At 68.0% G+C, this 26,998-nt stretch carries 19 protein-coding genes and 1 pseudogene; 13 read left to right on the plus strand and 7 right to left on the minus strand.

The features are described 5' to 3' along the window. Together C8261_RS17425 and parA are read right to left on the minus strand one after the other, a co-directional pair. Positions 1–267 (minus strand): annotated as a pseudogene (locus C8261_RS17425) (hypothetical protein); the annotation flags it as partial. A 2-nt stretch (positions 268–269) separates the two neighbouring features. After that, entirely contained in the window at positions 270–935 is a 666-nt protein-coding gene (parA, locus tag C8261_RS01210) for a ParA family partition ATPase (RefSeq protein WP_107491824.1), read from the minus strand. A 167-nt stretch (positions 936–1,102) separates the two neighbouring features. Here parA and C8261_RS01215 point away from each other — a divergent pair, with 167 nt between their 5' ends. Continuing rightward, on the plus strand, positions 1,103–3,655 hold the full coding sequence (locus C8261_RS01215; protein ID WP_107491825.1) for a putative bifunctional diguanylate cyclase/phosphodiesterase: 2,553 nt from the start codon (positions 1,103–1,105) through the stop codon (positions 3,653–3,655). 60 nt (positions 3,656–3,715) lie between these two features. Here the strand turns inward: C8261_RS01215 and C8261_RS01220 are convergent, their stop codons facing one another. Continuing rightward, positions 3,716–4,087 carry a hypothetical protein gene (locus C8261_RS01220; protein WP_107491826.1) on the minus strand — a complete coding sequence of 124 codons (372 nt, stop codon included), beginning with the start codon at positions 4,085–4,087 and terminating at the stop codon, positions 3,716–3,718. 223 nt (positions 4,088–4,310) lie between these two features. Between C8261_RS01220 and C8261_RS01225 the strand changes: the two genes are divergently transcribed. After that, entirely contained in the window at positions 4,311–5,582 is a 1,272-nt protein-coding gene (locus C8261_RS01225) for a bifunctional O-acetylhomoserine aminocarboxypropyltransferase/cysteine synthase (RefSeq protein ID WP_107491827.1), read from the plus strand. A gap of 44 nt (positions 5,583–5,626) precedes the next feature. Here C8261_RS01225 and C8261_RS01230 read toward each other — a convergent pair whose 3' ends face one another. Next, entirely contained in the window at positions 5,627–9,172 is a 3,546-nt protein-coding gene (locus C8261_RS01230; protein WP_181358794.1) for a DUF748 domain-containing protein, read from the minus strand. 261 nt (positions 9,173–9,433) lie between these two features. Between C8261_RS01230 and C8261_RS01235 the strand changes: the two genes are divergently transcribed. Together C8261_RS01235 and C8261_RS01240 are read left to right on the plus strand one after the other, a co-directional pair. Beyond that, complete coding sequence (locus C8261_RS01235; protein WP_235864804.1) at positions 9,434–10,603, plus strand: BaiN/RdsA family NAD(P)/FAD-dependent oxidoreductase; 1,170 nt, start codon at positions 9,434–9,436, stop codon at positions 10,601–10,603. A gap of 93 nt (positions 10,604–10,696) precedes the next feature. Continuing rightward, a complete protein-coding gene (locus C8261_RS01240) occupies positions 10,697–11,578 on the plus strand; it encodes a UDP-2,3-diacylglucosamine diphosphatase (RefSeq protein ID WP_107491830.1) in 882 nt (293 codons plus the stop codon). Here C8261_RS01240 and C8261_RS01245 read toward each other — a convergent pair. Then, on the minus strand, positions 11,533–12,756 hold the full coding sequence (locus tag C8261_RS01245; protein WP_181358795.1) for an MFS transporter: 1,224 nt from the start codon (positions 12,754–12,756) through the stop codon (positions 11,533–11,535). The genes C8261_RS01240 and C8261_RS01245 overlap by 46 nt on opposite strands. Positions 12,757–12,973: 217 nt before the next feature. On the opposite strand from C8261_RS01245, the gene C8261_RS01250 reads away from it, so the two are divergent. From C8261_RS01250 to C8261_RS01260, 3 genes are read left to right on the plus strand one after another with little or no spacing between them, the layout of a single operon-like run. Beyond that, positions 12,974–13,426, plus strand: a complete 453-nt coding sequence (locus tag C8261_RS01250) for a hemerythrin domain-containing protein (protein WP_107491832.1) — start codon at positions 12,974–12,976, stop codon at positions 13,424–13,426. Beyond that, a complete protein-coding gene (locus tag C8261_RS01255; protein ID WP_107491833.1) occupies positions 13,423–13,641 on the plus strand; it encodes a DUF2249 domain-containing protein in 219 nt (72 codons plus the stop codon). Before C8261_RS01250 ends, C8261_RS01255 begins: the two co-directional genes overlap by 4 nt. After that, complete coding sequence (locus tag C8261_RS01260) at positions 13,638–14,888, plus strand: hypothetical protein (RefSeq protein ID WP_107491834.1); 1,251 nt, start codon at positions 13,638–13,640, stop codon at positions 14,886–14,888. Before C8261_RS01255 ends, C8261_RS01260 begins: the two co-directional genes overlap by 4 nt. Here C8261_RS01260 and C8261_RS01265 read toward each other — a convergent pair whose 3' ends face one another. Together C8261_RS01265 and C8261_RS01270 are read right to left on the minus strand one after the other, a co-directional pair. Continuing rightward, a complete protein-coding gene (locus C8261_RS01265; protein WP_107491835.1) occupies positions 14,889–15,434 on the minus strand; it encodes a YaeQ family protein in 546 nt (181 codons plus the stop codon). 59 nt (positions 15,435–15,493) lie between these two features. Continuing rightward, a complete protein-coding gene (locus C8261_RS01270) occupies positions 15,494–17,038 on the minus strand; it encodes a hypothetical protein (RefSeq protein ID WP_107491836.1) in 1,545 nt (514 codons plus the stop codon). A gap of 310 nt (positions 17,039–17,348) precedes the next feature. Here C8261_RS01270 and C8261_RS01275 point away from each other — a divergent pair, with 310 nt between their 5' ends. From C8261_RS01275 to C8261_RS01300, 6 genes are all read left to right on the plus strand, one after another. After that, positions 17,349–17,765 carry a DUF2170 family protein gene (locus tag C8261_RS01275; protein ID WP_107491837.1) on the plus strand — a complete coding sequence of 139 codons (417 nt, stop codon included), beginning with the start codon at positions 17,349–17,351 and terminating at the stop codon, positions 17,763–17,765. A gap of 13 nt (positions 17,766–17,778) precedes the next feature. Further along, a complete protein-coding gene (locus tag C8261_RS01280) occupies positions 17,779–18,486 on the plus strand; it encodes a PspA/IM30 family protein (protein WP_107491838.1) in 708 nt (235 codons plus the stop codon). Continuing rightward, positions 18,483–18,806, plus strand: a complete 324-nt coding sequence (locus tag C8261_RS01285; protein ID WP_107491839.1) for a hypothetical protein — start codon at positions 18,483–18,485, stop codon at positions 18,804–18,806. Before C8261_RS01280 ends, C8261_RS01285 begins: the two co-directional genes overlap by 4 nt. 49 nt (positions 18,807–18,855) lie before the next feature. Continuing rightward, on the plus strand, positions 18,856–19,488 hold the full coding sequence (locus C8261_RS01290; RefSeq protein ID WP_107491840.1) for an OB-fold-containig protein: 633 nt from the start codon (positions 18,856–18,858) through the stop codon (positions 19,486–19,488). A 58-nt stretch (positions 19,489–19,546) separates the two neighbouring features. Next, positions 19,547–21,658 carry a flotillin family protein gene (locus C8261_RS01295; protein WP_107491841.1) on the plus strand — a complete coding sequence of 704 codons (2,112 nt, stop codon included), beginning with the start codon at positions 19,547–19,549 and terminating at the stop codon, positions 21,656–21,658. Positions 21,659–21,796: 138 nt separating this feature from the next. Further along, entirely contained in the window at positions 21,797–26,995 is a 5,199-nt protein-coding gene (locus C8261_RS01300) for a DNA repair ATPase (RefSeq protein WP_107491842.1), read from the plus strand. Positions 26,996–26,998: the final 3 nt, after the last annotated feature.

Below are 26,998 nucleotides of genomic sequence, written 5' to 3' on the forward strand. Positions count from 1 at the left end.
AGGCTTCGCGGCAGGCTTCGCGGCAGGCTTCGCGGCAGGCTTCGCGGCAGGCTTCGCGGCAGGCTTCGCGGCAGGCTTCGCGGCAGGCTTCGCGGCAGGCTTCGCGGCAGGCTTCGCGGCAGGCTTCTGCGCCGCACCGGCGGCAGCCGCCGCCGGTGCGGGCGCAGAAGCCGCGCCCGCATCCTGCGGCAGGCGCTCGACCAGCGCGGCGTCCTCCTGGCGCAGCGCGGCGCGCAGCGCGGACTGGGTCTTGCGGGTGGCATTCATCGTCACTTCTCTCCAGACAAGTTGAGTACTGCGGCAACCAACCGCCGTACTTCGTCGCGCGCGGCTTCCGCCGCGCGCCCAAGGTGGAACACCGAACCGCCCTCGACCGCGCTCTGCGCATAGGCGTTGCGCTGCGAGAGCACCGCCGGCAGCACCGGCAAAGTGAACTCGCGCATCACTTCGAGCACGTCGCCGGCCAGCGCGGTGCGCTGCACACGGTTGGGCAGCAGCGCTGCGCGCAGCGCCGGGCGCTGTTGCTGGGCGAGCAGGATGAGGCGCTCGACGGCACGCGTCGACCACAGGTCGGTGGGCCCGGGCACCACCGGCACGATGGCCAGCTGCACCCTCGCCAGCGCCGCGCGGGTGTGAGGGTGTTCGATCGATGGCGGACAATCGAGAAGAATGAAGTCCTGCCCGCGCCCTTCGGCTTCCAGCGCGGCGGCGAGCATCTGCTCGTCTGCCGCAGTGACCGCGAACACCCTCTCGGGCTGCGGCGCCTCGGCGCTGGCAGCCTCCGCCCAGCGCAGCGCGCTTTCCTGCGGATCGAGATCGGCCACCGCAACGCGATGGCCGATCTCGGCGAGACCGGCAGCAAGCTGCATGGTCACGGTGGTCTTGCCAGCACCGCCCTTCTGCGAGATCAGGGCGATCATCCGCGGCTTGCTCATCGACACCTCCGATTGCGTAATACTTTATTATCCAACCAGCAGTGCGATCGTTGCAAGCACCCGCCATCATGCCGATGGCAAATCGATCACACTGCGCGTCTGTCCGCCGTGGCGGAAGAATGTCACAGATGGTATTTTGCCCCCCGTTTCCGCCTTCCGCCGCAACCATGAAGATACGCAGTTTCATCCTTGCCACCTCGATCGCCGTCGGCGCGGTGTTCCTCGGCGGCAGCTGGTGGGCAGTGAGCCGCGGCTTCGACGAGGCCTTCAGCGAACACGCCCGCCGCCAGGCCGACGATGTCGCAGCGCTGACCTTCGGAGCGATGTACGAAATCATGAGTCGCGGCTGGACGCGCGAGGAAGCCGAGCGCTTCCTCGCCGGCATCCATGACCGCGAGGGCGGCGCGGACAGCCTGCGCGTACTCATCTACCGCGCCCCGGCAGTGGTCGCGCGCTATGGCGAGATCGACCAACCCGAGCCCGGCGCCCTTGCGGCCGGCACCCTGCGCAGCGGCGAGGACGCCGAATCGGTCGGCGGCGGCGTCTTTCGCCGCAGCTTCGCGCTGAAAGCGGAAGCGCGCTGCCTGGCCTGCCACGACAACGTCGCGGTCGGTGACGTACTCGGCGTCATCGAGGTACAGCAGCCCTACGAAACTCTGCGCGCCGACGTCCGTGCCGGCTTCTACCTCAGCGCCCTGCCCAGCCTGCTGTTCGGCCTGCTGGTGGCACTCGGCGCGGTGTGGTGGGTGAGTCGACGCATCGGCCGCAGTGTCGAGGAGGTCGAGCACAGCCTGGCTTCGATCAACAGTTTCAAGGACCTCCGCCATCTCGCCGTCGACGAGGACCGCCACACCTTCGACGAATTCCACCAGGTACACGCATCCATCATCACCCTGGCCGCACGCCTGCGCACCGTGGCGGTGGACAAGGACATCCTGCTGTTCGAGATCGGCCTGCTGGAGAAATTCGTCATCACCTCGGAGGTGATCCGCGACTGGCGCATCTACGTCGGCCGCCTGCTGGTGGACATCAACACCATCATCGACGCCCACGTGCTGTTCTCGGTCTTCCAGATCGACAACGAACTCTTCGACATCGAGATCTTCTGGTACCGCCAGCCCGACACCGAGGCGCGCAGACTGATCGAGGATGCCATCCGCGACGCCCTGAAGGCCGATGAGCGCTTCTGCGAACCGGCCACCCTCAACGTCCACCACCACGCCCCCGACGACGTCGGCGCGCTCAGCGCGCTGGAGCGCGACCAGATGGTGCTGCGGGTGAAGTCCTTCTTCGTCGACCGCCCGCGCATCGGCAGCATCGTCGGCATCGGCGTGCAGTCCGCTGCACTGGCCGACCACACCCACAGCCTGGTGCTCGACAGCATCCTGTCCACCCTGCTCAACGTCGTCGGCTCGATCAAGGCCATCCACAAATACACCCGCGACCTCGAGTACTACGCCACCCGCGACCCCCTCACCGATCTCTACAACCAGCGCGTGTTCTGGGAAATGCTGGGCTACGAGATCGGTCGCAGCCAGCGCCACGACGACCGCTGCACGCTGCTGCTGATCGATCTCGACAACTTCAAGCTGGTCAATGACCATTACGGCCACGCCACCGGTGACCGCTTCCTGCAACAGTTCGCCGCCACATTGCGCTCGACGCTGCGCAACGGCGACATCCTCGCCCGCTACGGTGGTGACGAATTCGTCATCGTGCTGCCCGAGACCGGGGTCGAACAGGGCTACGGCGCCGCACAGAAGATCATCGCCGCGACCCGCGCGATGGCCGTCGAGGCCAGCCCCGGCGGCGACATCATCCACGGCGCGGTATCGATCGGCCTGGCCACCTTCCCCGACCACGCCAGCGACGGCAAGGACCTCTTCCTGTTCGCCGACAACATGATGTACCGCGCCAAGGCGGAGGGTAAGGAGCGCGTCTCGCTGCCCTCCGAAGAGGACGTGATGGCAGTTTTCCGCGACGTCTCGGAGATGGGCGTGGCGGTCCTCGCGGCGGTCAACGAGCGCCGCGTGATCCCCTTCTTCCAGCCCATCATGGCGGTCGGCGACGGACGCATCGCCGCCGTCGAGGTGCTCTCGCGCCTGGAGGTCAACGGCGAGCTGATGCGCGCCGACCAGTTCATCGAGATCGCCGAGAAGATCGGCATCATCCATCGCCTCGACAACATCGTCATCGAGGCCGCGCTGGCCCAGGTCGCAGCATCGGATTTCGACGGCTACATCTTCTTCAACCTCTCCCCGCGGGCGCTGGTGCTGGCCGAGTTCGCGCGCACCCTGCGCACCGTGGTCAAGGCCTCGGGCATCGCCCCGCAACGTATCGTCTTCGAGATCACCGAGCGCGACACGGTGAAGAACCTCTCACTGCTCGAACGCTTCATCACCGAACTGAAATCGGAAGGCTTCGGCCTGGCCATCGACGATTTCGGCTCCGGCTTCTCCTCCTTCCACTATCTGCGCCGCTTCCCCTTCGACTTTCTCAAGATCGAGGGCGACTTCATCGCCAACATGCTCAACAGCGAGCGCGACCGCATCTTCGTGCAGAGCATCACCGCACTGGCCAAGTCGCTCGACATCCAGGTGGTGGCCGAATTCGTCGAATCGGAGGAGGTGCTCGCCGACCTGCGCACCTTGGGCATCGACTACGCCCAGGGCTATCACATCGGCCGCCCTGCGCGGCAGGTGCTGCCGGCAACCGACTGAGGCCGCATGAACGACCGACGCCGCCCGCAACAGCCGCGGACGGCGTCGACATCAGCCCGTTCAGGAGTCGAGCTTCTTGCGCCGGCAGCCGTCCGCGCATTGCGCCAGACAATCGTCACGACCGACGCACAGGCAGTAATGGCGGCCATCGCAGGTCACGTCGTCGGTCAGCGCGGCGCCGCGTTCGACCTCCTCCACGCGCAGCGCACGCAGGAAGCGCAGCGCCGCATCGAAGCCGCGGAACACCGTCAGCCGACCGTCACCGCTGCAGATCCAGCGCCCGTCCATTGACAGCGCATAGCAGCCCGAGTGTTCCGTTCCCATGGCATGGATGCGCACCGCGCACTGCTGCCTGCGCCACTCCGGCGCCACCGCCAGTTCCAGCCAGGTTGCAACGCGCGTCCCTGCCTGCGGATTGCCTGCATGCTCCATGATCTCTCCTCCAAGTCCCGTAATTTATTTGTCATTATATGCACGGCAATTCAGATTGCCCGTGAACTTTCAATTATTGACACCTTCGGGTTTTTAGCAAGACAGAACCGCGAACCGGGATACCCAGTCCGGGCAGTGCATGGAAAAGACCTGGCGACGGTTATTTCCTTATGCCTGACGGCGCTCGCTATACTTCGCCACCCATCCTGAGGAGGACGCCCGCGTGAAACTCGAAACCCTCGCCGTACATGGCGGCTACCAGCCCGACCCGACCACCAAGGCCGTCGCGGTACCGATCTACCAGACCACTTCCTACGCTTTCGACGACACCCAGCACGGTGCCGACCTCTTCGACCTCAAGGTGCAGGGCAACATCTACACCCGCATCATGAATCCGACCACCGCGGTGCTCGAACAGCGCGTGGCCGCAATGGAAGGCGGCATCGGCGCACTGGCGGTGGCTTCCGGCATGTCGGCGATCACCTACGCCATCCAGACCATCGCCGAAGCCGGCGACAACATCATTTCCGCGTCCACGCTGTACGGCGGCACCTACAACCTTTTCGCCCACACCATGCCGCAACTGGGCATCGAGGTGCGCTTTGCCGACTACCGCAAACCGGAGAGCTTCGCGACACTGATCGATGAGCGCACCAAGGCCATCTTCTGCGAATCGGTAGGCAACCCGCTGGGCAACGTCACCGACATCGCCGCGCTCGCCGAGGTCGCCCACCGCGCCGGCGTGCCGCTGATCGTCGACAACACCGTGCCCACCCCCTATCTGTGCCGGCCTTTCGAGCACGGCGCCGACATCGTCGTGCACGCGCTGACCAAGTATCTGGGCGGCCACGGCAACTCCATCGGCGGCATCATCGTCGACTCCGGCAAGTTTCCGTGGGCAGAGCACAAGACGCGCTTCCGCCGCCTCAACGAACCGGACGTTTCCTACCATGGCGTGGTGTACACCGAAGCCCTCGGCGCGGCGGCCTACATCGCCCGCGCCCGCGTGGTACCGCTGCGCAACACCGGCGCGGCGCTGTCGCCCTTCAATGCCTTCCTGATCCTGCAGGGCATCGAAACCGTGACCCTGCGCATGGACCGCATCTGCACCAACACCAGCAAGGTAGCCGAGTTCCTGAAGACCCACGCCAAGGTCGCATGGGTCAATTACGCCGGCCTCGCCGACCATGCCGACCACGCGCTGGTGCAGAAGTACATGGGTGGTCGCGCCTCGGGCATCCTCTCCTTCGGCGTGCGCGGTGGCAGCGCCGCGGGCGCGCGCTTCCAGGATGCGCTGAAGCTGGTCACCCGCCTGGTGAACATCGGCGACGCCAAGTCACTGGCCTGCCACCCGGCGTCCACCACCCACCGCCAGTTGTCGCCGGCGGAACTGGCGAAGGCCGGCGTCTCCGAAGACATGGTGCGCCTGTCCATCGGCATCGAGCACATCGACGACATCATCGCCGACCTCGACCAGGCCCTCGCCGCGGTCTGAGCGCAACGCACCGGGGCAGGCACCATGCCTGCCCCGCCCCCCCATCAGCGCAGCGAGAAGCGCACGCAGGCGGTGCACGCGGCCTGTTCACCCTCGCCGCTGGCCTCTTCGACCTTCGGTGCCAGCAGGAAGACACGCTCCTGCGCCACCCCACCCTCCTCCACCAGCCAGTTGCGCACCGCCTGCGCGCGCTGCTGGGCGAGCGCCGCCAGTTCGTCGGCACTGACCGCGGTGTGGGCGAGAATCACCGCCTCCATCTCCGCCACCGGCAGATCGCGCACCATGCCGATGAGGTTGCGCGCCTTGGGGAAATCCCCCGCGCGATAGACCCGGCGCAGCAACTGCTCGTATTCCGCGGCGTCGACCGCCAGGTCTTCCGGGGCCTCCTGGCCCGCGCCCACCAGCTCGCGCACCTTGAGCGCACGCACCGCATCCATCATGCGTGCCCGCCGCAGCCCCTCGGGGTCGAACGTCGGACTGGCCACCCCGGTAACCTCCAGGCGCAGCGCAGGGCGATCATCGAGCGCGCTGGCAAGCGTACGCAGGCGCTCGCGCGCAAGCTCATCTGGCGTGCCGAGGCCAGCGGCGAACTCGACCCGGGAAAGCTCTTCGCCCGCACCGAACATCGAGCCGATCAGCGAGAACGGCGAGGTGATGGCCTTGCCGAGGAGGTTCATGATTGCCCGAAACACCAGACCGCCGACACTGAACTGGGGATCGTCGAGGGTGCCGCGGATGGGCAGGTTGATGTCGATCTCGCCACGACGGTTCTTCAGCAGGGCGACGGCCAGCAGCACCGGCGCCTTGATGGCGTCCGGGCTGTCCACCGGTGCGCCAAACACCAGCTGATCGAGAAAGACGCGGTTGCTGGCGCTGAGCTGGCCGTCGGCGACGCGGTAGGCGAGCTCTGCCGAGAGCTTGCCGCGTTCGATACCGTAGCCGACGTAGCGCCCCGAGTAGGCGCTCACCGAGCTCAGTTCGAAATCCTTCACCGCCGCCGCGATGTCGAGCGTCAGCGCGTCACCGAAGGGCTGCACGGTGCCACTGATCGACAACGCCGCGTTGCCGTCGACCTTGCCCTCCAGGCGGACCTGCGCCGGCGTGCCGTCCTGCGTCGACAGGCCACTCAACTCGCCGCTCAGCGCCGTGATACGGGCGTCGTAATGCGGGCGGATGAAGCGGTCGCTGAAGTGCGCCGAGGCGCGATCGACGACAATCCGTCCGATCGCCACCGCAGGGCGTGGCGCCGCCGCGGCCGGGGCATCATCGGCGGCGGCCACAGGCACGCTGCTGCCCTCCTCCGCGGGCCCGTCGCCTTCGCGCAAGGCACGCAGGTTCAACTGTCCGGCGCTGTCGAGGAGCAGGTGGGCATGCAGTTCGCTGACATTGAGCTCGCGCACCTGCAGCGCCGGTGGCTGCAGCGCCGCATCCACGCCGGCCACCCGCAGGGTGCGCCAGCGCAGCAGCTCGGCAGCACTGGCGCGCTCCACGGCAGCAAGGTTGGCGATGCCGAGATCACCACGGAAACGGCCCTGCAGGCCGCCGTCACCTTGCTGGGCCACTTCCACCCGCCCGGCGGCAGTAAGGTTGCCACGCGCCAGCGCCAACCGCGTTCCGGCAAGCAGATAGGGATGGATGGGGGCGAGATCGACGCTGCGCAGGTCGACCTGCAGGTCAGCCCACAGGGCGGGCTGCCACTGCAGCTGGCCGCGCACCGCGGCACGTCCGCGCTGGTTGATGCGGCTGCGCAGGTCAATGGTGGCACGGCTGCCGGCGGCGCTGCTCAGGCCGTCGATGCGCAGCGCCAGCTGGTCGGCGGTGAGGCGCACGCCGGCGCCACGATCCTCGTAACGCAGGGTGCCGTCCTCGGCACTGAGCGCCGCAACGGTGAACCGCCACGGCGCCTCGGCACCACGCCCACCGCCCCCCCCTGCGGGCAGCATGGTGGCCAGATCGAAGCGCCCGTCGGCGCCGCGCACGGTGCTCAGCTGCAGGCCCTGGAGCTGGAGTGCGGCAAGGTCAACGCTGCGCGTGGCCGGACGGATGCGTGCATCCTCGACGGTCAGCGCCGCCAGCGCCAGCGCATTGCCTGTTTGCCCACGCAGGCCAAAGGCGAGATCGCGCAGTTGCAGACGCTGCAGGTCGGCCTCGAAGACCGCCCCGGCACCGCCAGTGGCCGCCGTGTAGCGCAGCGCAAGGAGGGCATCGACAACGCCGTCGCGGACCTCGCCGCCCTTGAGTGTTGCAGCGTAATAGGGCTGCAGGCGGCCCGCGCGCAGGCCATCGACGTTGACGCTGCCTTCCAGTTGCAGCGGCGCAAGACGCAGTTCGTGATGGAAGTCGATGCGCGTCAGCTCGTCGAACAGCAAGTCCCCGCGCAGCGTGGCGATGACCTCGTGACGGTTGGCGAGGTCGCGCAGATCGGCATTGATGCCGCTGGCGCTCAGGCGCAGCGGCGGGCTCGTGCTGCGGTCCTCGAAATGCACCACGCCATCGCGCAGGCGTGCGCTGGCGAGCAGGAAATCCACCGCCGCCGCACGGCCCGCAGGCCCCGCCGAGGCGGTCGCGGGCGGCAGCAGCGCAGCAAGATTGATACGACCGTCGGCCAGGCGCAGCAGATGCAGCTCGGGACTGTTGATGCGCAGGCGGGAGAACTGCCACTTGCCCGCCAGCGGCTGCAGGTCGACCATATCGACGGCGATCTGCTCCAGCTTCAGCAGCGGCCCATCGGCGCCGACCAACTCCACGCCATTCAGGCTCAGCTCGCCGTTCACCGCCAGCCGCGGGCTGCCGTCGGCGTCATGCGAGAACGACAGCTCGACCAGCGCGTCGAGCTCGCCCGCGGCGACGCGAAACGCCGGCTGGAAAGGCAGGTAGGCGAGATAGGGGGCGATCTGCTGATCGACGACGTTGAACTCCAGCATCGTCTCGCGGCGTTCGGCAAACGGCCGCGTCTTGCCCGCGAGGCTGAACGGCGTGCCGTTCACCGACGCCGACAGGGCGGGTTCGACGAACACATCGACCTTTACCGGCAGATTGGAAACAAACGGCAGGTTCACGCGCAGGCCGTCGATACGATGATGCACCCCGGCGAGGCGGTCGTCGAAACTCAGCGCGCCGTCGCTGAGCTGGATGTTGCCCACCGAGAAGCGCCCGCCCTCGCCCTCCTCGCCGCTGTTGAAGCGCGCAATGACGTCGGCCCAGCTCAGCGCACCGTCCTCGTCGCGCACAAGCATCAATCGCGGCGCGTCGATGCGCAGTTCGTGCAGCACCGGTGCGCGCTGCACGATGGAGGCAAGCTCCAGGTTGGCGTGGATGCTCGCCACCTGCAGCGCATCGCCGTCGCCCGCGGCAGTGGCCACACGCAGACCGTCGAGCTCAAGCACCAGACGGAAGGGATGGAAACGCACCGCATCGACGCCGACGCTCCGCCCCAGCGCCTCGCTGCCCATCACCGGCAGATAGTGGCGCACCAGCGCTGGTACGCCGAAATGGCCGAACAGCGCGTAAGCCGTCAGGACGGCAAGCAAGGCGGCGAAGGGACGCCCGAAGCGCCGGAGAAAGGCGCGCGCGGCGACGGAAGAAGACATCTGCAAAGCTCCGGAATGGCGCCTCACGCAGGCGTGTGACGCAGCAGGGGCGAACGGTTCATCAGCACAGCCGGCAGGGCGCTGCCGGGCCGCGCAGTGCGTCAACTTATCAGGCCGCGCGACGTTCGTGCGCTGCATTGGCGTAAATGTTTGCGAACACGCTGCCGCCCGCGTAAGCTCGCCGGTTGATCAGCTTGCGGGGTAGCAGCAGTGCGGTGGCAGGACTACGATGTGATCGTCATCGGCGCCGGAGCGGCGGGCATGATGTGCGCCGCCCAGGCCGGTCAGCGCGGCCGCCGCGTGCTCCTCATCGACCACGCTGCGCAGCTCGCCGAGAAGATCCGCATCTCCGGCGGCGGGCGGTGCAACTTCACCAACCTGCGCGTAACCGCCGACAACTACCTGTCGCGCAACCCCCACTTCGTGCGCTCGGCGCTGGCGCGCTACGGCTCGCGCGAGTTCATCGAACTGGTCGATCGCCATCGCATCGCCTGGCACGAGCGCGAGCACGGCCAGCTGTTCTGCGACCACTCCGCGCAGGACATCATCGACATGCTGCGCAGCGAGTGCGCCGACGGCGGCGTCGACTGGGCCATGCCGGTGACCGTCGAGCGCATCGAACGCCTGCCCGCTGACACCACCAGCGGCGCGCCGCGCTTCCGCGTGCACTGCGCCACAGGCACGGCCTGCTGCGCCAGCCTGGTGATCGCCAGCGGCGGCCTGTCGATCCCCAAGATCGGCGCCTCACCCTTCGGTTACCGCATCGCCGAGCAGTTCGGCCTGCCCATAGTCGCCCCGCTGCCCGCACTGGTGCCCCTGACCCTGCCCCCGGAGACCCTGCAGCGACTCTCCACGCTGGCCGGGATCTCGCTCGAGGTCGAAGCCAGCTGCGCCGGCGGCAGCTTCCGCGAGGCCGCGCTGGTCACCCATCGCGGGCTTTCCGGCCCCGCCATCCTGCAGATCTCCAGCTATTGGCAGGCCCAGGCCTACGACGGCGGCGCGCGGGCACCGGTCACCCTTGACCTGCTGCCTGGCACCGATGTCCACGCCTGGCTGCAGCAACATGCCCATGCCCGCAGCCTCCTGCCCAACCTGCTCGCCGAGCGTCTGCCGAAGCGCTTTGCCCAAGCCTGGTGCGAGCTGCACGGCTGGAGCCGTCCCCTCAACCAGTTCCGCAGTGCCGAACTGGACAGCGTCGCCGACACACTGCAGGCCTGGCCGCTCGCACCTTCCGGCACCCAGGGCTATGCCAAGGCCGAGGTCACCCTCGGCGGCGTCGACACCCGCGCGCTGTCCTCGCGGACGATGGAAGCAAACGCCTGCCCGGGGCTGTATTTCGTCGGCGAAGTGATGGATGTCACCGGCCACCTCGGCGGCTACAACTTCCAGTGGGCATGGTCCTCCGGGCACGCCGCGGGGCAGTTCGTCTGAAACCTGTCCCCATGCGCGCAGGCAGATCGCGCGCAGAGCGCACGGCTGCCCTGTCATCGCCCTGTCACGGCGCCGCAATAGCCTTGGCGCCGTATGAACAGCGCCGACACTGCCGTCGAGCCCCTGCAGGTACGCTCGATCTTCCTCTCCGACATCCACCTCGGCACGCGTGGCTGCCAGGCGGACCGCCTGCTCGATTTCCTCCGCCACCACGAAGCCGAACACATGTTCCTGATCGGCGACATCGTCGATTTCTGGGCGATGAGCCGCGGCATCCACTGGACCGCGGCGCAGAACACCGTGGTGCAGAAGGTGTTGCGCGCCGCACGCAAGGGCACCCAGGTGATCTTCGTCCCCGGCAACCATGACGAAGCCCTGCGCGAATACGTCGGCATCACCTTCGGCGACATCCGCCTCGAGCACGACTACATCCACCGTACCGCCGACGGTCGCCGCTATCTGCTCCTGCATGGCGACGAGTACGACCAGGTGACGCGCTACCACCGCTGGGTGGCGGTAATCGGCGACGTTGCCTACAACGCCCTCGTGCGCATCAACGGCTGGCTGTCATGGGCACGCCGGCGGCTGGGCATCTCCGGCTACTGGTCGCTCGCCGGCTACGCCAAGCGCAAGGTCAAGACGGCGGTGAACTTCATCTTCGACTTCGAGGATTCGGTGATCCACGGCGCCCGCGAGCGCGGCGTCGACGGGGTGATCTGCGGCCACATCCACTGGGCCACGGTGCGCGAGGTGGACGGCCTGACCTACGTCAATTGCGGCGACTGGGTGGATAGCTGCACGGCCATCGTCGAACACGTCGATGGCCGCCTGGAGCTGGTCGAGTGGCGCGGCCGCAGCGCACTCGCTACGGCCGCGCCGGTGGAAGAGATGCCAGAGGAGAGCGAGGCCCTCGAACACCCGCTCGCCGCTCAGTTCATCCTGCGGCGCTCGAACATCGGCAACAAGGGCACGTAGCTGAGCGCCTGCAGCACGATCAGCCCGGCGAAGGCGATCGACAGCGCCGCAGCCATGTCGTGACCGGCGGCAAGCAGCCCGTCGAGCGCCCCACCCAGCCCCCACTGCACCACGAAGGCCCCCATGAAGGCCATCAGGTTGATCGCCGTGCTCACGCGCGCGAAGACCTCACGCGGGAAATACCCTGCGGAAGCCAGATAGGCCTGCGAATTGACCGCCGACAGCATGCCGAGCAGGAACCACAGGGGCGCCAGTGGCCCCCAGCCGAAGAGGATCAGCACCTGCACCGCGAGCATGCCGGCAAACCCGCCCTGCATCAGATTGACCGGGCGCACGCCGCTGCGCGCCAGGCGCGTGCCAAGTACGCCGATGCCGAGTTGACCGGCGAGCATGCCGAAGTTCAGCACCAGCAGCAGCGATGCCGCCTGGGCCAGTTCGAGCCCGTTTACGTTCATCAGCCAGGGCACCGCCCACAGGCTTTGCAGGGCCATGAAACCGCCGGTAAAGAAGGCTGCCGAGGCGGCAAAGCGCAGGAAACCCCATGAGGCGTAGATGCCCGCTACCGAGCGCAGCGCGCCGCCAAGGGTATCGCGCGTGCCGGCACTGGCCTCGTCGGGCAGGGAGAGGAAGATCCACAGCGCGATCGCCACCGCCATCACCGCAATCAGCCAGAACACCCCGCGCCAGCCCAGCAGCGGCAGCATGGCCTCCACCGGTGCGCTGGCGGTGAGCGCACCGAGTGCGCCCGCAGCCATGATGAAGCCGGTCATCGAACTCTGCCGCTCCGGCGGGTACCACATCGCAAAGCCTTTCAGCGCCCCCATCAGGCAGGCCGACACCCCCAGACCGATGAGCGCGCGCGCCAGCCCCAGTCCGCCCAGTGACTCGCCGAGCGCAAAGGCTGCGGCACCGAGCGCGGTGAGGATCAGCAGCGCCCCCTCCACCCGCCGTGGGCCGTAGCGGTCGAGGGCGATGCCGACCGGTATCTGCGCCAGACCGAAGGCGAGGAAATAGGTGCTGGTGAGCAAGCCCAATTGCGCCGCGGAGAGCCCCAGTTCACCGGTCAGCGCCGGCGAGATCACCGCATTGACGGTGCGCAGCAGATAGGAAAGGTAGTAGCCGAGGGCAAAGGGCAGAAAGATCTGCCCCCAGCCCGGCGAAACGAGACGCGTCGACATGCTGCGATCCATGATCATCGAAGGCGGCATTGTGCCCCACATCGGTGCATCGCCCATTACCGGAAACCCTTATTTCCAGGTCCTGTTCTCATTCGCCATGGCGGTCCGCCAGCGCGAATGAAAACAGGCCCCAGGCACTTGGCGAACTTGATACGGGTCAAGGAAGGCGCCGGGACAAATCACAAGACTCAGGGGCACGTACAGGAGCCCCGCCACGATGAGCACATTGACCGACCTGCTGACCCACGACCACCGCCAGTGCGATGCCGCCTTCGCCAGCATCGAGCATCATCTCCGCCAACCCGACTGGGCCGCCGCGGACAACGCCCTGGCCGCTTTCGGGCGCGCCCTCGAAAGCCATTTCGGCGCCGAGGAAGAGATCCTCTTTCCGCGCTTCGAAGAGGCCACCGGCATGACTCAGGGCCCCACCGCGGTGATGCGCGAGGAACACCGCGAAATGCGCGCCGCCCTCGCGCGCATGGCCGCCGCGCTGGCCGCCCACGATGCCGAGGAGTACGGTGGCGAGGCGGAAACCCTGCTGATCCTGATGCAGCAGCACAACATGAAGGAAGAGAACATCCTCTATCCGCTGTGCGACCGCCATCTGCACGGCGAGCGCGAGCACCTGGGCCTGAGCATCGGCCACCGCCTGGAAGGTGTTCCGCAATGAGCGTGCGGCTGCTCGACCTGCGTGGCCTGGAACCTCCGCAACCCTTCGAACAGGCCATGGAAGCCCTCGCCGACCTGCCCCCCGGCGGCGGCCTCAGCCTCCTCCTCGACCGCGTCCCGTGGCCGCTGCTGCGCCTGCTGGAACGCGACGGCATCGCCCACCGCCACCTCATCCGTGAGGATGCGGTGGTCGAAGTGCACATCGGCAGCGCATGAACCCCACCCTCAGCTACGAGGCCACGCCGCCGTTTCGCGTACCGCTGTCGTTCTTCCTGCTCGCCTGCCTGTTCGGCATCGCCGCCGGCGTGCTGCTGGTGATCGAGCCCCGCGCCCTGGTCTCGCGCTGGACACCCGCGGCGCTGGCAATGACCCACCTCATCACCACCGGCTTCATGCTCTTGGTGATGCTGGGCGCCCTCTTCCAGGTGCTCCCCGTCGTCGTCGGCGCCCGCCTCCCTGCCGCGGGCCGCGTGGCGCCTGCCGTCCTCGTTCTGTGCGGCAGCGGCGCGGCGAGCCTGAGCTGGGGGCTGGGCACCGCCAGCACCCTGTTCATGCAGGCCGGCGGCGGCCTGCTGGCTGCGGCCATCGCCGTCTTTCTGGCGCTCGCGGGGTGGGGATCGCGGGGCTGCGCGGATGGCGCAGGCAGCACACGCGATCTGCGCCTGGCACTGATCGGGCTTGCCATCACCACGGCGCTCGGGGTGATGCTGGTGCTCGCACTGAGCCGCGGCCTCGCCGTGCCGATACTGCAGACCACCAACCTGCATGCGGCCTGGGGCTGGCTGGGCTGGGGTGGCATCCTGCTCGCGGCGACCAGCTGGGTGGTGGTACCGATGTTCCAGATCACCCCGCCCTACCCGCCCGGGCTGAAACGTTACTGGGCCGCGCTGAGCTTCGCCCTGCTGATACTGTGGAGCATCGCCGCCCTTGCCGCAGACGCCCCGCAGTGGGCCGGCACGACACTGCTGGCGGGGTCTGCCGCGGCCCTCGCACTGGCCACCCTGGGCCTGCTGCGCCGCACCCGCCGCGCCAGCCCCGATGCCAGCTTCCGCACCCTGCAGCTGGCGATGGCAGCCTTTCTCGGCGGCGCCCTGTGCGCCGTCATCGCCAGCATCAGTGCGCAGCCATGGTGGGCGATGGGCGCCGGCGTGCTGGTGCTGCACGGCGGCTTCGTCAGCGCCATCAGCGCCATGCTCTACAAGATCGTGCCCTTCCTGGCCTGGCTGCACCTCACCCAGGCCAGAATCAAGGCCCCCAACATGAAGAGGCTCTCACCGGATAGCCCCGTGCGCCGCCAGCTGCTCCTCCACGCCCTCACCCTGCCCGCCCTGCTCGCCGCCGCCAGCGGCAACGCGCTGGCCGGAGGCGTCGCCGGGACCCTGCTGGCCGCCGAATTCACCTGGCTGCTCATCAACCTGCTTGCCACCACCGCGCGCTGGCGGCGTGCTCAGGCCGGACACTGATCAGCCCGGCGGGCGCTGCAGGCAGTGCGGCACCACCTCCACGCTGCGCTCGCCGTCCCCCACCCATACGTGACCGTCCTGGATGGTGAACTGCAGGCGCATGCTGCGCGCAGTCAGACGGGCGAGTTCGGGCGCCGCCTCGGGCACCAGGTTGAGCACGGTGAGCTTGTCCTGGCGCGCCAGCTTGTCGCGCACGCCCTGCCACCAGATGTCCGCCGCGCGCCCGTAGCTGACGATCACCACGCGCTGCGAGCGCCCGCAGGCCTTGCGGATCCATTTCTCGTCGGGCTGGCCGACGTCGATCCAGCACAGGATGTCGCCGGTCAGGTCGCGCAGCCAGAGATCGGGCTCGTCGTCGACGCACAAACCCTTGCCGGAGGCCAGGCCTTCCTCGGCGAACAGCGCAAAGGCGAGCAGGCGCACCATCATGCGTTCGTCGGTCTCCGACGGGTGGCGCGCCAGGGTGAGGTTATGGGTGGCGTAGTAGTTGCGATCCATGTCGGCGATCTGCAACTCGGCCTTGTAGATGGTTGCCTTGAGGGCCATGAGGGCGTTTCCATTGCGTGGAGCCGCATTCTCTCAGGAGCCGGGCCCGGCGCCAAACTTCAGCCGCGGCCTGCAGCCCCGGCGATGCCCGGCTGCTGCGGTGCGTGCAGCGCCTCGATGAGCTGCCTGAGACTGTCCATCCGCTGCGCCCCTGCTCCGCCAAGCTTGTAGGCCTGGAGCGCGCTCTCCAGGCTTGCGAGCGCTTCCGGGAGCGCCTCGACCAGGCATGAATCGCAAGCTTGCCGACGCTGCATGAGCCCGGCCCTGGCCAGCAGCGCCATCCCCAGCGCCCGTTGCGCGTCGCCCCAGTCGACCGTCCGGCGCAGCAGGGCTGGTTCGGCGAGCAGCTCACGGTACAGGGCTATGCCCTCGTCAAGGTGGGCGATGGCACCGTCCGCGTCCGCGTCCGCGCCATCGCTCATTGCCCCTGCGCTGCTCAAGGCCCTGGCCAGCTCGCCATGCACGGCCAGCCAGCGCAGGGGGGCCTGCGCGCGCGCGGTGTGCTCGCCCGCGGCACGGAGCAGCCCGACGGCCTCGTCGAGATACGCAACCGCCTGTTCCCCGTGCACGCCACCGGCACCCTCCACGGCCGCGCTGCGCAAGACGGCCCCCAGCATGAAGCGGGTTTCCGCCAGCGCTTCGGGCGCGCCCGAACGGCTGCGCCCGGCCAGTGCCGTACGCAGCAATGGCCGGGCACCGCCAAGGTCGCCCCGCCAGGCCAGCAACACGCCGGCCTGATGCGCGACCGCCGCACCTTCATCCGGCGCCCAGCCGGACGGCCACTGTTCGATGAGCGCACGATAACGCTCACCGGCGCCATCGAACGCCCACGCCTCGTCGTGGAGCAGCGCGCGCACGTGGAGGGCATTGGCGGCGCGCCAGCGGTAGCTCGCTGCCAGCCCGCCCAGCCCATCGCGCTCGGCGTGCTGCGCGGCGCGCTCGAAGAGCTGCAGCGCCTCGTCATGGCGGAGCATGGCAAGGAGCAGTTCGCCGTGCAGGCGCAGCACGGGGCTCGTCCGGGCTGGATCGGCAGCGGGGTCGCGCAAGGAATGGGCGAGCAGCCCTTGCGAAGCCGCAAGGGCCTCGTCGAACTGCCCGGCGGCGAGCGCCGCACCGACCAGCGCAGCTTCTGCCGCCACCGCGCTTGCCCGCGCCTGTCGATAGCCCGCAGCAGCATTGAGCAGCGCAAACTCCAGCCGCGTCGGCGCCATTTCCGCACCATCGCGCTGCACCGCCCCCTCCGGTATGGCTGCATCGGCAAGCGTCCTCAGCAGGGCGAACAGGGCAGCATCGCCGATATCTCCAAGCGCGCCGCCGACCTCTGCCAGGGTGCTCAGATCGCTCTCGGCCAGCGCCTCCCGTCCTTCGCGCGCGGCGCTGACGAGCTGCCGGAGCCGTACTGGATCGACGGGCAGGCGCTGCGTGTGATCGATCAGCCCTACGCTGACAGGGACGGCATCAACCTTCTCTTCAACGCCGGCAACAACGTCTTGAGTGCCTTGCGGCGCCACCCCGAGGCTGGCGAGAAACCACAGCACCAGGGCGGACAGCGCAATGGTCCACGCCACTCCTCCGGCAACAAAGGCAAGCGAATTGAACTTCATCGATCAAGCAGGACCTGTAAGGGAGCGCGCAGCTCCGGTCGAAAAAGATGCGCCCGCCGCACACACTGTCGCCCTTGCGGGCGGCGCCCGATCATCTCGCCGGCCCCCCACCCCTGCAGGCCATGGTCATTTCACGGCACCGATCCCGCATCCACGGGACGGCCGCAGAACGGCCCTGAAGAGAGATTCTTGCGCATGCGCTGCTGGCCACCGCAGACTCCGCTCGCAGGAGCGAAGAAAAGCTTTGACATTTTATGTCGCGAAGCATACATTGCACATGTCATCGACACAACCCTTGAAGGAGTCGCGGATGAAATCGCTGCAGGAACAGATCGCAGGCTTGGACGACGTGCTGAGTGCGCGCCTCGGTGGCACCGCCGTCAGCCTGCAACCCATCCCCGGCTCGGTGCCGGTGATTCAGGTTGTCATCGGCGGGCGCGAGGAGCTGCCCATCTTCATCACCGCCTCGGAAACGCAGGTGCTGTGCATCTGCTATCTGTGGAGCGACGAGGAGGTGCGCGCCGACAAGCGCGCCGAGCTGCTCGAGACCCTGCTCGCCCTCAATCCGTCCATCCCGCTGTCGGCCTTCGGCCGCATCGACAAGCGCTTCGTGCTGTTCGGCGCGCTGGCCAGCGACGCCCGCGTCGAGGATGTCGCCCAGGACGTCATCGCCCTCAGCGACAACGCCCTGGACGCCCTCGAAGCCCTCTCCGCCTACCTCGTCTGAAGGAGACATCACCATGAGCGTGATTGGAAAGATCCTCACCCTGGTGCGCGGCAGCGCGCGTGAAATCGGCGAGAGCGTGGTCGATGCCAACGCCACCCGCATCTACGAACAGGAAATCGTCGACGCCCGCAACGCCATCATGAAGGCCAAGAGCGAGCTTACCGGCGTGATGGCCAAGGAAATGCAGAGCGCACGCGAGATCGAGCGCCTGCGCAAGGAAATGATCCGCCTCGAGAATCTCGCCGTCGAAGCGCTCGACAAGGGCGAGGACGCGCTTGCCGAGGAAGTCGCCGGCAAGGTCGCCGCCTGCGAGGCAGAACTCGAGGAGCAGAGTCGCGCCCACGCCAACTACGCGCTGCAGGTCGGCAAGCTCAAGGAGCTGATCAAGGCCGCCGAGGGCAAGGTGCGCGAGCATGAGCGCGAGGTGGCCATGGCACGCACCACCGAGAGCGTCTACCGCGCCACCCGCTCGATCTCCGACAACATCGGTGCCACCGGCTCCAAGCTGGTCAGTGCGCGCGAATCGCTGGAGCGCATCAAGCGCCGCCACGAGGACCTCGCCGACCGCATGGCCGCCGCCGAAGCGCTCGACAAGGAGACCAGCACCCGCGGGCTCGAACAGCGCCTCGCCGAAGCCGGCATCGGCGGCGACGCCGAGCGCCGCCGGGCAACCATGGAGCGCATCCGTGCGCGCCAGGCGGCCGCGCACAAGGACGCATGAAGACGACCGGCAAGCCGGCGCGCTGGAAGGACTCCGACGACGCACTGCGCGCCGTTCAGGTGGCCTTCGATGTCGAAGCCCGGGTTCTCGAGGCGGTGCGACGCGCCGCCTTCGAGAACAACCTGTCGATGCCGGATCAGGTGCGCAACCTGCTGGGGCTGCCGGTCACGCACCGCCCCAAGCGGCCGCGCCTGACCGTCTCGCTGACCCCTGCGGACTACCAGATGCTGGCCGCACGCTATGGCCTGCCGGCCGACGACCTGCTTGCCATCAAGGAACGCGCGGCCGGCGAGCTGATCGATTTCGCCGACGATCAATGAGCATGCAGGCAGCCGCAGCGGCACAGGCCTCCTTCACCTGAGAACAGACATGGGCGACTTCGGTGGCACGCTGACTTCCTTCCCGACCGCCATCTACACCACGCTGCTCGGCGTGGTGCTGCTGTACTGGCTGCTGGCCCTGTTCGGCCTGGTCGATTTCGAGAACACCGGACCGGATCTCGATCTTGATCTGGAACTCGACGCCGACGGCGTCGAGGTCGGCTCGCTGGCCCAGCGCATGGTGGCCTTCGGCCTTGGCGGGGTGCCGTTCTCGGTCGTTGTCAGCCTGCTGGTGCTGATCGCGTGGACCCTCTCCAGCCTCGCGGCGATGTGGGTGCTGCCTCTGCTCCCGGGCATCCTCGCGCTCGCCGCCGGCGCCGTCGTGCTCGTCCTCGCCGCGGTAGTGGCCATCCCGTTCACCGCCATTGCCATCCGTCCCCTGCGCGGTCTCTTCGTCACCCACGGCGCGGTGCGCAACGCCGCGCTCGTCGGCCAGACCTGCAAGATCGTCACCGGCACCGTCAGCGAGACCTTCGGCCGCGCCGAAGTGGCCCGCCGTGGCGCCAGCTACAACATCCGCGTCGTCGCCGACACGCCCAACACGCTGGTGCGCGGTGCCACCGCGATGATCATCGACTACGACCCCGACAGCGCCCGCTATCGCGTTCAGGCGATCGAGTGAGCCTTCCGTTACTCCCCTTCCGACTCTCCATCCACCCGGCCATTGCTCAGAGGAAACCATGGAACCCATTTTGATCGCCATCGGCATTCTGGCGTTTTTGATCTTCAGTATGTTCGCCATGCTGGCCAAGTTCTACCGCAAGGTCGAACAGGGCTACGCCATGATCGTCAACACGCTGAACAGCGAGCCCGACGTCACCTTCACCGGCCGCATGGTGTACCCCATCATCCACAAGGCCGAGATGATGGACATCGCCCTCAAGACGGTGGAAATCGACCGTACCGGGCACGACGGCCTGATCTGCCAGGACAACATCCGCGCCGACATCAAGGTGAAGTTCTTCGTCCGCGTGAACAAGACCGCCGAGGACGTCCTCAAGGTCGCCCAGGGCATCGGCTGCGCCCGCGCATCGAACCCGGAAACGCTGGAGGAACTGTTCTCCGCGAAGTTCTCCGAAGCGCTCAAGACCGTCGGCAAGTCGATGGACTTCGTCGAGCTCTACCAGGCCCGCGACCGCTTCCGCGACGAGATCATTGCGCAGATCGGTGACGACCTCTCCGGCTACGTCCTCGAGGATGCCGCCATCGACTACCTCGAGCAGACCCCGCTCTCCAAGCTCGACCCCAGCAACATCCTCGACGCCCAGGGCATCAAGAAGATCACCGAGCTCACCGCGGCCGAGAACGTGCGCACCAACGATCTGCGCCGCAACGAGGAAATGCAGATCAAGAAGAAGGACGTCGAGACCCGCGAGGCGCTGCTCGAACTCGAGCGCCAGCAGGCCGACGCCGAAGCACGCCAGCTGCGCGAGGTCGAATCGGTAAAGGCGCGCGAGCAGGCCGAGACCGCGCGCATCCGTTCCGAGGAGCACGCCAAGGCCGAGCTCGCCCGTCTGCAGACCGAACAGGCCATCAGCGTGCAGCAGGAAAACGTCCTGCGCGAGAAGGAAGTGGCCGAGAACAACCGCCTGCGCGCGGTGGCCATCGAGGAAGAAAAGGTCAAGCGCGCCCGTGAGCTGGAAGTGGTCGACCGCGAGAAGGAGGTCACCCTGCAGCGCATCGACAAGGACCGCGCCGTGGAAGTGCAGAAGAAGGCCATCGCCGACGTCGTGCGCGAGCGCATTGTTGTCGAACGCACCGTGGCCGAGCAGGAAGAGGCCATCAAGGAACTGCGCGTGGTCGCCGAAGCCGACCGCAAGAAGAAGGCCACCGTGATCACCGCGGAAGGCACCGCAGAAGAGAACATGATCATGGAGATCAAGGCCGCCGAAGCCCGTGAGCGCCGTGCGCGTCACGCCGCCGCCGAAGAGCTTACGCTTGCCGACGCACGCCTCAAGGTGGCCGAACGCCACGCCGAGGCCAAGAAGCGCGAAGCCGAGGGCATGGAAGCCATCGCCGCCGCCAACGGCCTGGCCGAAGCCCGCGTGCAGATGGTCGCCGCCGACGCCAAGGAGAAGCAGGGCATGGTCGAGGCCAAGGTGCGCATCGCCGAAGCCGAGGCGGTGGCCAAGTATGGTCAGGCCGAGGCCGAGGCGCTGCAGGCGCGCCTGACTGCCGAAGCCGACGGCAAGGAGCGCATGGGTCTGGCCGACGTCGGCGTCAAGACCGCCGACGCCGATGCCGCGGTGAAGATGGGCCTGGCCGAAGCCCAGGTCATCGAAGCCCGCTTCAACGCCGAGGCCAAGGGCCTGCGCGAGAAGTTCGAAGCCATGAAGGCGATGAGCGAGGACACCCGCGCGCATGAGGAATTCCGCATGCGCCTGGAGAACGCCCACATCGAAACCATCAAGGCCATCGAAGCACAGACCTCGATCGCCCGCGAACAGGCCGACGTGCTTGGCGTCGCGCTGGGCAACGCCCGTATCGACATCGTCGGCGGAGAAGGCGACTACTTCGACCGCTTCGTCAACGCGCTCTCGGTCGGCAAGGGCATCGACGGCGCCATCGCCAAGAGCAACACCCTGCAGGTCGGGCTGAAGGACCACCTCACCGGCAAGCGCGACATGGTCAGCGACGTTCGCGACGTCGTCGGCGCGCTGGGCAGTGCCTCAGGGGAATTGCAGAACCTGTCGGTGGCCGCGCTGCTCACCAAGGTCCTGCGCGACGGCAACGACAGCCAGAAAGCCGCCCTGCAGACCCTGCTCGACGGTTTCCGCGGCGCCAAGGCTTGAGCCTTGCCGGCATGCTCCTGACCGCGCGGCTCACCGGGCCTGCCGGGCAGGGCGTGCCACGCCTGACGAACTTCTCGCACTGATCTCCAGCGCACGCTGACCCTGGCGGCCACCCGCGGGTGGCCGGGAGAACCCGATATGTCCGAGCACGCTCAAGGCCCCGACGCAACCGAGGCCCTGGTTGCCGAGAGCAGCAGTTACGAGCTGCTCAAGCGGCGACTGTCCGACCTGGGCGGTCATCTGCAACGCAAGACGCGGGCGCTCAACGACGCCCGCCTCGCCGAGTTCGGCCGTGCCGAGCAGGCGCTCATCGCGCGCACCCGCGCGCGCACCGAGAACAACTGCATCGCCCGCGACCTGGTGCGCATCGGCGACGTGCTGCTGTTCGGCTACAACGTCTTCATCGGCCTGCGCAAGGAGACCGCGGTCGCCGATGTCTTCGGCCTGTATCGCCTCGGCGAGGACGGCGAGGGCGATCTCGAAGCGGTGGCGCTGGAGGGCAGCTTTCTCGACGACGCGCGCTTCACCGCCGATTTCCGCGAGCTCTATACCTACTACCGCCAGGCCAGCCTGATCCAGTTGCGGGTGCACCAGCACAAGCTGCTGGCGGCCTTCCAGATCGGCCAGCAGGCCACCGACCTGCGGGTGTTCCGCTGGAACATCGGGCCGGACGGCATGCTGAGCTACATCGACAACCGCGGCGAGCGCGACATCGCGCTGCCCGCGACCCACGACTTCGAGTGGACCCAGACCACCCGCGAGAACCATGTCGGCGGTCGTCACCCGCACATCAACATTCTCGACACCGTCTTCGTCGAGACCGTCGGCGGCGATCTCACGATCAAGATCGAGAACAACACCGAGAGCGGGCTGGGCATCTACTCCGAGCCGGTCGAGGACAAGAGCCAGTCGCTCACCGACGCCGAGGTCGCCTACGCGCGCATCGGTTCGCTGATCCTGCTGCGCATCCGCCCCTACCGCGAGCGCGACGAGCGCTACCTGGTGTTCAACACCCGCACCCTCAGCGCCACCCGCATCGACGCCATCGGACGCTCGTGCATCCAGTTGCCCGAAGACCACGGCATCATCTTTCCGGGCGGCTACTATCTGCAGTCCGGCGAAACCAAACGCTTCGACCTGCCCGCCGAGATGCGCGACGGCCTGCGCTTCAAGCGCATGCAGCGCTCGCCCAACGGCGAGGACGTGCTCTACGTCTTCTACCAGCCCGGGCTTGGCCACTACGCGCTGTTCTCCTACAACCTGATCGAGAAGTCGCTGTCCACGCCGATTCTGTGCAATGGCTATGCGCGCTTCGACGACGGGCGCATGCTGGTCTTCCAGGCCGAGGGGCCGGAGCCGACCCGCAACCATCCGATGCAGCTGTGGCAGACGCCGTTTGCCAGCGACGAGCATGCCGCCGCCCACCAGGAGGTCCAGGGCTTTTTCGGCCGCATCGGCAATCCCGAACTGGTACGCGGCATTGCCGAGCTGACCGGCATCACCCGCGCGGTCGCCGAGCAGACCCCCACGCGCAATGCCTACGAAGCCCTCATCCGCCAGTGCGGGCGGGCGCTCGATGCCTACTTCTGGCTCGATTCGGACGAGGCCGGCAAGCTCGACGAAGACATCCGCGCCATCATGGAAGGCGCGCGCCACACCCTCGACGAATTCGAGAAGATCGAGAGCATCCGCCGCGACACCGCCCAGGCACTGAGCGAGGCCGAGCTGCGCCAGCGCGAGCTGATGACCGACATCGCCAGCATGATGTGGCACGCGCCCGACGACTTCGTGCGGGCGCTCGGTCGCCTGCGCGAGCAGCGCGGCCGCCTGCAGGCCATGCGCGAGCTGCGCTACGCCGATCTGACGCGCATCGGCGAGCTCGAAGCCACCGTCGACGAGGAGCAGGGGCGGGTCTCCGAGCGCGCGCTGAACTTCCTTGCCGACGAGCACGCCTTCGACGGCTACCGCAAGTCGCTCGACGAGATCGCCGCCGCCCTGCCGCACGCCACCAACAGCACGGAGATCGCCGAGCAGGTCAAGGCGCTCGACAGCACCGGTGCCGGCCTCGACCTGCTCACCGAACAACTGGGCAACCTGCCGGGCGGCGATGCCGTCATCCGCACCCGCATCCTCGACGGCATCGGCGGCGTGTATGCCGAGGTCAACCGCCTGCGCGCCGAGGCCCGCAGCCGCGCCCGCGCGCTTGGCAGCGTCGAGGCCGCGGCCGAGTTCGGCGCGCAGATCCAGCTCTTCGGACAGGCCGTCGAGAACGCGCTGGAACTGGCCGATACGCCGGAAAAGTGCGACGACGCCCTCACCCGCCTGCTCGGCCAGCTCGAGGACATCGAAGCCCGCTTCGCCGACCAGGACGCCTTCATCGAGACCCTGGCCAACAAGCGCGAGTCGGTGGTCGAAGCGGTGGCGGCACGCCGCCAGACCCTCACCGAGGCCCGCCAGCGCCGCAGCCAGGCGCTGGTCGATGCCGCCTCGCGCGTACTCGACGGCGTTCCGCGCCGGGTCGCCCAGTTCAACGATCTGCCGCAGGTGCACAGCTATTTCGCCGGTGATCCGCTGCTCGCCAAGCTGCGCAGCCAGATCGACGAACTGCGCGCGCTGGGCGCCAACGTCGCCGCCGACGATCTCGACACCCGCCTGCGTGCTGCGCGCGACCAGGCGGTGCGTGCGGTACGCGACCGCCGCGAGCTCATCGCCGAGGACGGCAACACCCTGCGCTTTGGCCGCCACGCCTTCACCGTCAACCGTCAGACGCTCGACCTCACCCTGGTCCCGCGGCAGGGCGGGCTGGCCTACCACCTCACCGGCACCGACTACTTCGCGCCGCTCGACGACCCCCGGCTGGACACCCTCAAGGCCTGGTGGGACGTGCCGCTGGTGTCGGAGAGCGACACCCTCTACCGCGCCGAATACCTCGCCGGCACGTTGCTGGCCGACGCCCTCGACGGGCATGGCGAGCAGGACTGGGCCCAACTGCAGGCGCTCGCCGCGGCCGAGGATGGCCAGCCGCTTGCCGATCTGGTCCGGCGCAGCAGCGCGAGCCGCTACCAGGAAGGCTATCAGCGCGGCGTTCATGACCACGATGCCACCCTCATCCTGCAGGCCCTGATCGGCATGCAGGCCGGCGCGCAACTGCTCGCCCACGGGCCGCAGGCCCGCGCCCTGGCCTTCTGCTGGTGGCACTTCGGCGCCTTCGAGGACGAGCGTGCGAGCCTGCTCCGGCTGGCCCGCGCGGCGGTGCAGATGAATGCGCTCTTCGCCCACCGCGAGGCGCTGGCGCGCGCCGAACACGACGCCGCGCAGACGCTCGCTGTTTTCGCGCCAAAGTTCGGCTTTGCCGACGATGCCGCGCTGGTCGGCGAGGCCGCCCAGTATCTCGTCCGCCAGCTCGCCGAGCCGCGCGGCGCCGAGGCCTGGGTTATCTCCGGTGCCGGCGCCACCCTCGCCGAAGACCTGCAGCGCCAGCTCGAGCGTCACGGCCAGCTCGCCACCCTGCACGCCGACCTCGCGGCCGCGGCGCCGCCCGAGCGCTGGCGGCTCGCCCGCCAATGGACGGCCGCCTTCGCCGCTGGGCAGGACGGCGCGCTGGCCTGGGAGGCCGACGCCGCCACCGCCTTGTTGAGCGACGGCGAACGCCAGCGCGTCAACGTCGAGCTCGACGCGGTGGTCGAGGGTCTGCGCGGCGAACACCCGCGCCTTGCCGACGGCCGCCTCACCCTCAACCTCAACGACTTCTGGCAACGCCTGCGCCGTCATCGCAGCGTCCAGGTGCCGGCCTTCGAACGCCTGCAGGCGCTGCGCCTGGAGATCGTCGACAGCGAGAAACGCCGCCTGCATCTCGACCAGTTCCGCGCCCGTCCGCTGTCGAGCTTTGTGCGCAACCGGCTCATCGACGAGGTCTATCTGCCCATCATCGGCAACAACCTCGCGCGCCAGATCGGCGCCGCCGGCGATGCCAACCGCAGCGACCGCTCCGGTCTCCTGCTGCTGATCTCGCCGCCCGGCTACGGCAAGACCACGCTGATGGAGTATGTTGCCGACCGCCTCGGCATGATCTTCGTGCGCATCAACTGCCCCGCGCTCGGCCATGACGTCACCGCCATCGACCCGGCCGGCGCCACCCACAGTGCCGCCCGCCAGGAGCTGGAAAAGCTCAACCTCGGCCTGGCGATGGGCAACAACGTCATGCTCTACCTGGACGACATCCAGCACACCAATCCGGAGTTCCTGCAGAAGTTCATCGCGCTGGCCGACGGTACCCGCCGCATCGAGGCGGTGCGCAACGGCGAACCCTGGACCGCCGACCTCCGTGGCAAGCGCTTCGCGGTGGTGATGGCGGGTAACCCCTACACCGAGTCCGGCGACGTCTTCCGCATTCCCGACATGCTCGCCAACCGCGCCGACATCTACAACCTCGGCGACGTGCTGGCCGGGCGTGAAGACCTCTTCGCGCTGTCCTACATCGAGAACTGCCTGACCTCCAACCCGCTGCTGCTGCCGCTGTCGTCCCGCGATCCGGCCGACGTGCACCGTCTGGTGCGCATGGCCGAAGGCGAGGACATCGCGGACAGCGCCTTCAGCCACGGATACAGCACGGCCGAACTCAACGAACTGGCCAATCTCGTCCGCCGCCTGTTCCGTGCCCGCGACCTGCTGCTCAAGGTCAACCTCGCCTACATCGAATCCGCCGCGCAGGACGACGCCTACCGCAACGAGCCGCCCTTCAAGCTCCAGGGCAGCTACCGCAACATGACCAAGCTCGCCACTGCCATCACTCCCTTGATGCGCGACGACGAGCTCGACGCCCTGTTGCGCGACCACTACCGCGGCGAAGCGCAGACGCTGACCAGCGGTGCCGAGGAGAACCTCCTCAAGCTCGCCGACCTGCTCGGCAGCCAGACCCCGGACGAAACCGCGCGCTGGCAGGAGATCAAGGAAGAGTTCGTGCGCCGTCGCAAGCTGGGCGGCGACGATGCCGACGGCAGCACCCGCATCGCCGGCACCCTGATCGACATCGCCCGTGCGGTCGAAGGGCTGCGCCAGGGTCCGGCGATGGAAGACAGCCTGCGCGCGGGACTGGAGGAAATCAGCAAGGGGCTGCGCGCGCTGCAACCGCGCATTGAGGTCGCAGCGCCGGATACGAGCGAATTCGCCACCGCTCTGCGCGAGATGCACGAAACCTTCGACAAGGTGCTGGTGCCGCTGGTTACCGCCACCTATCGCAAGATGCGCATGGACCACTCCATGTGGGAGGACATGAAGCGCATGAGTGGTCTGATCCAGCGTATGGAACGACTCATCGCCCCACCCGCCGGGGAATGATCC

It is taken from the genome of Pseudothauera lacus (assembly GCF_003034845.1).
In the GTDB taxonomy this organism is placed as follows: domain Bacteria; phylum Pseudomonadota; class Gammaproteobacteria; order Burkholderiales; family Rhodocyclaceae; genus Pseudothauera; species Pseudothauera lacus.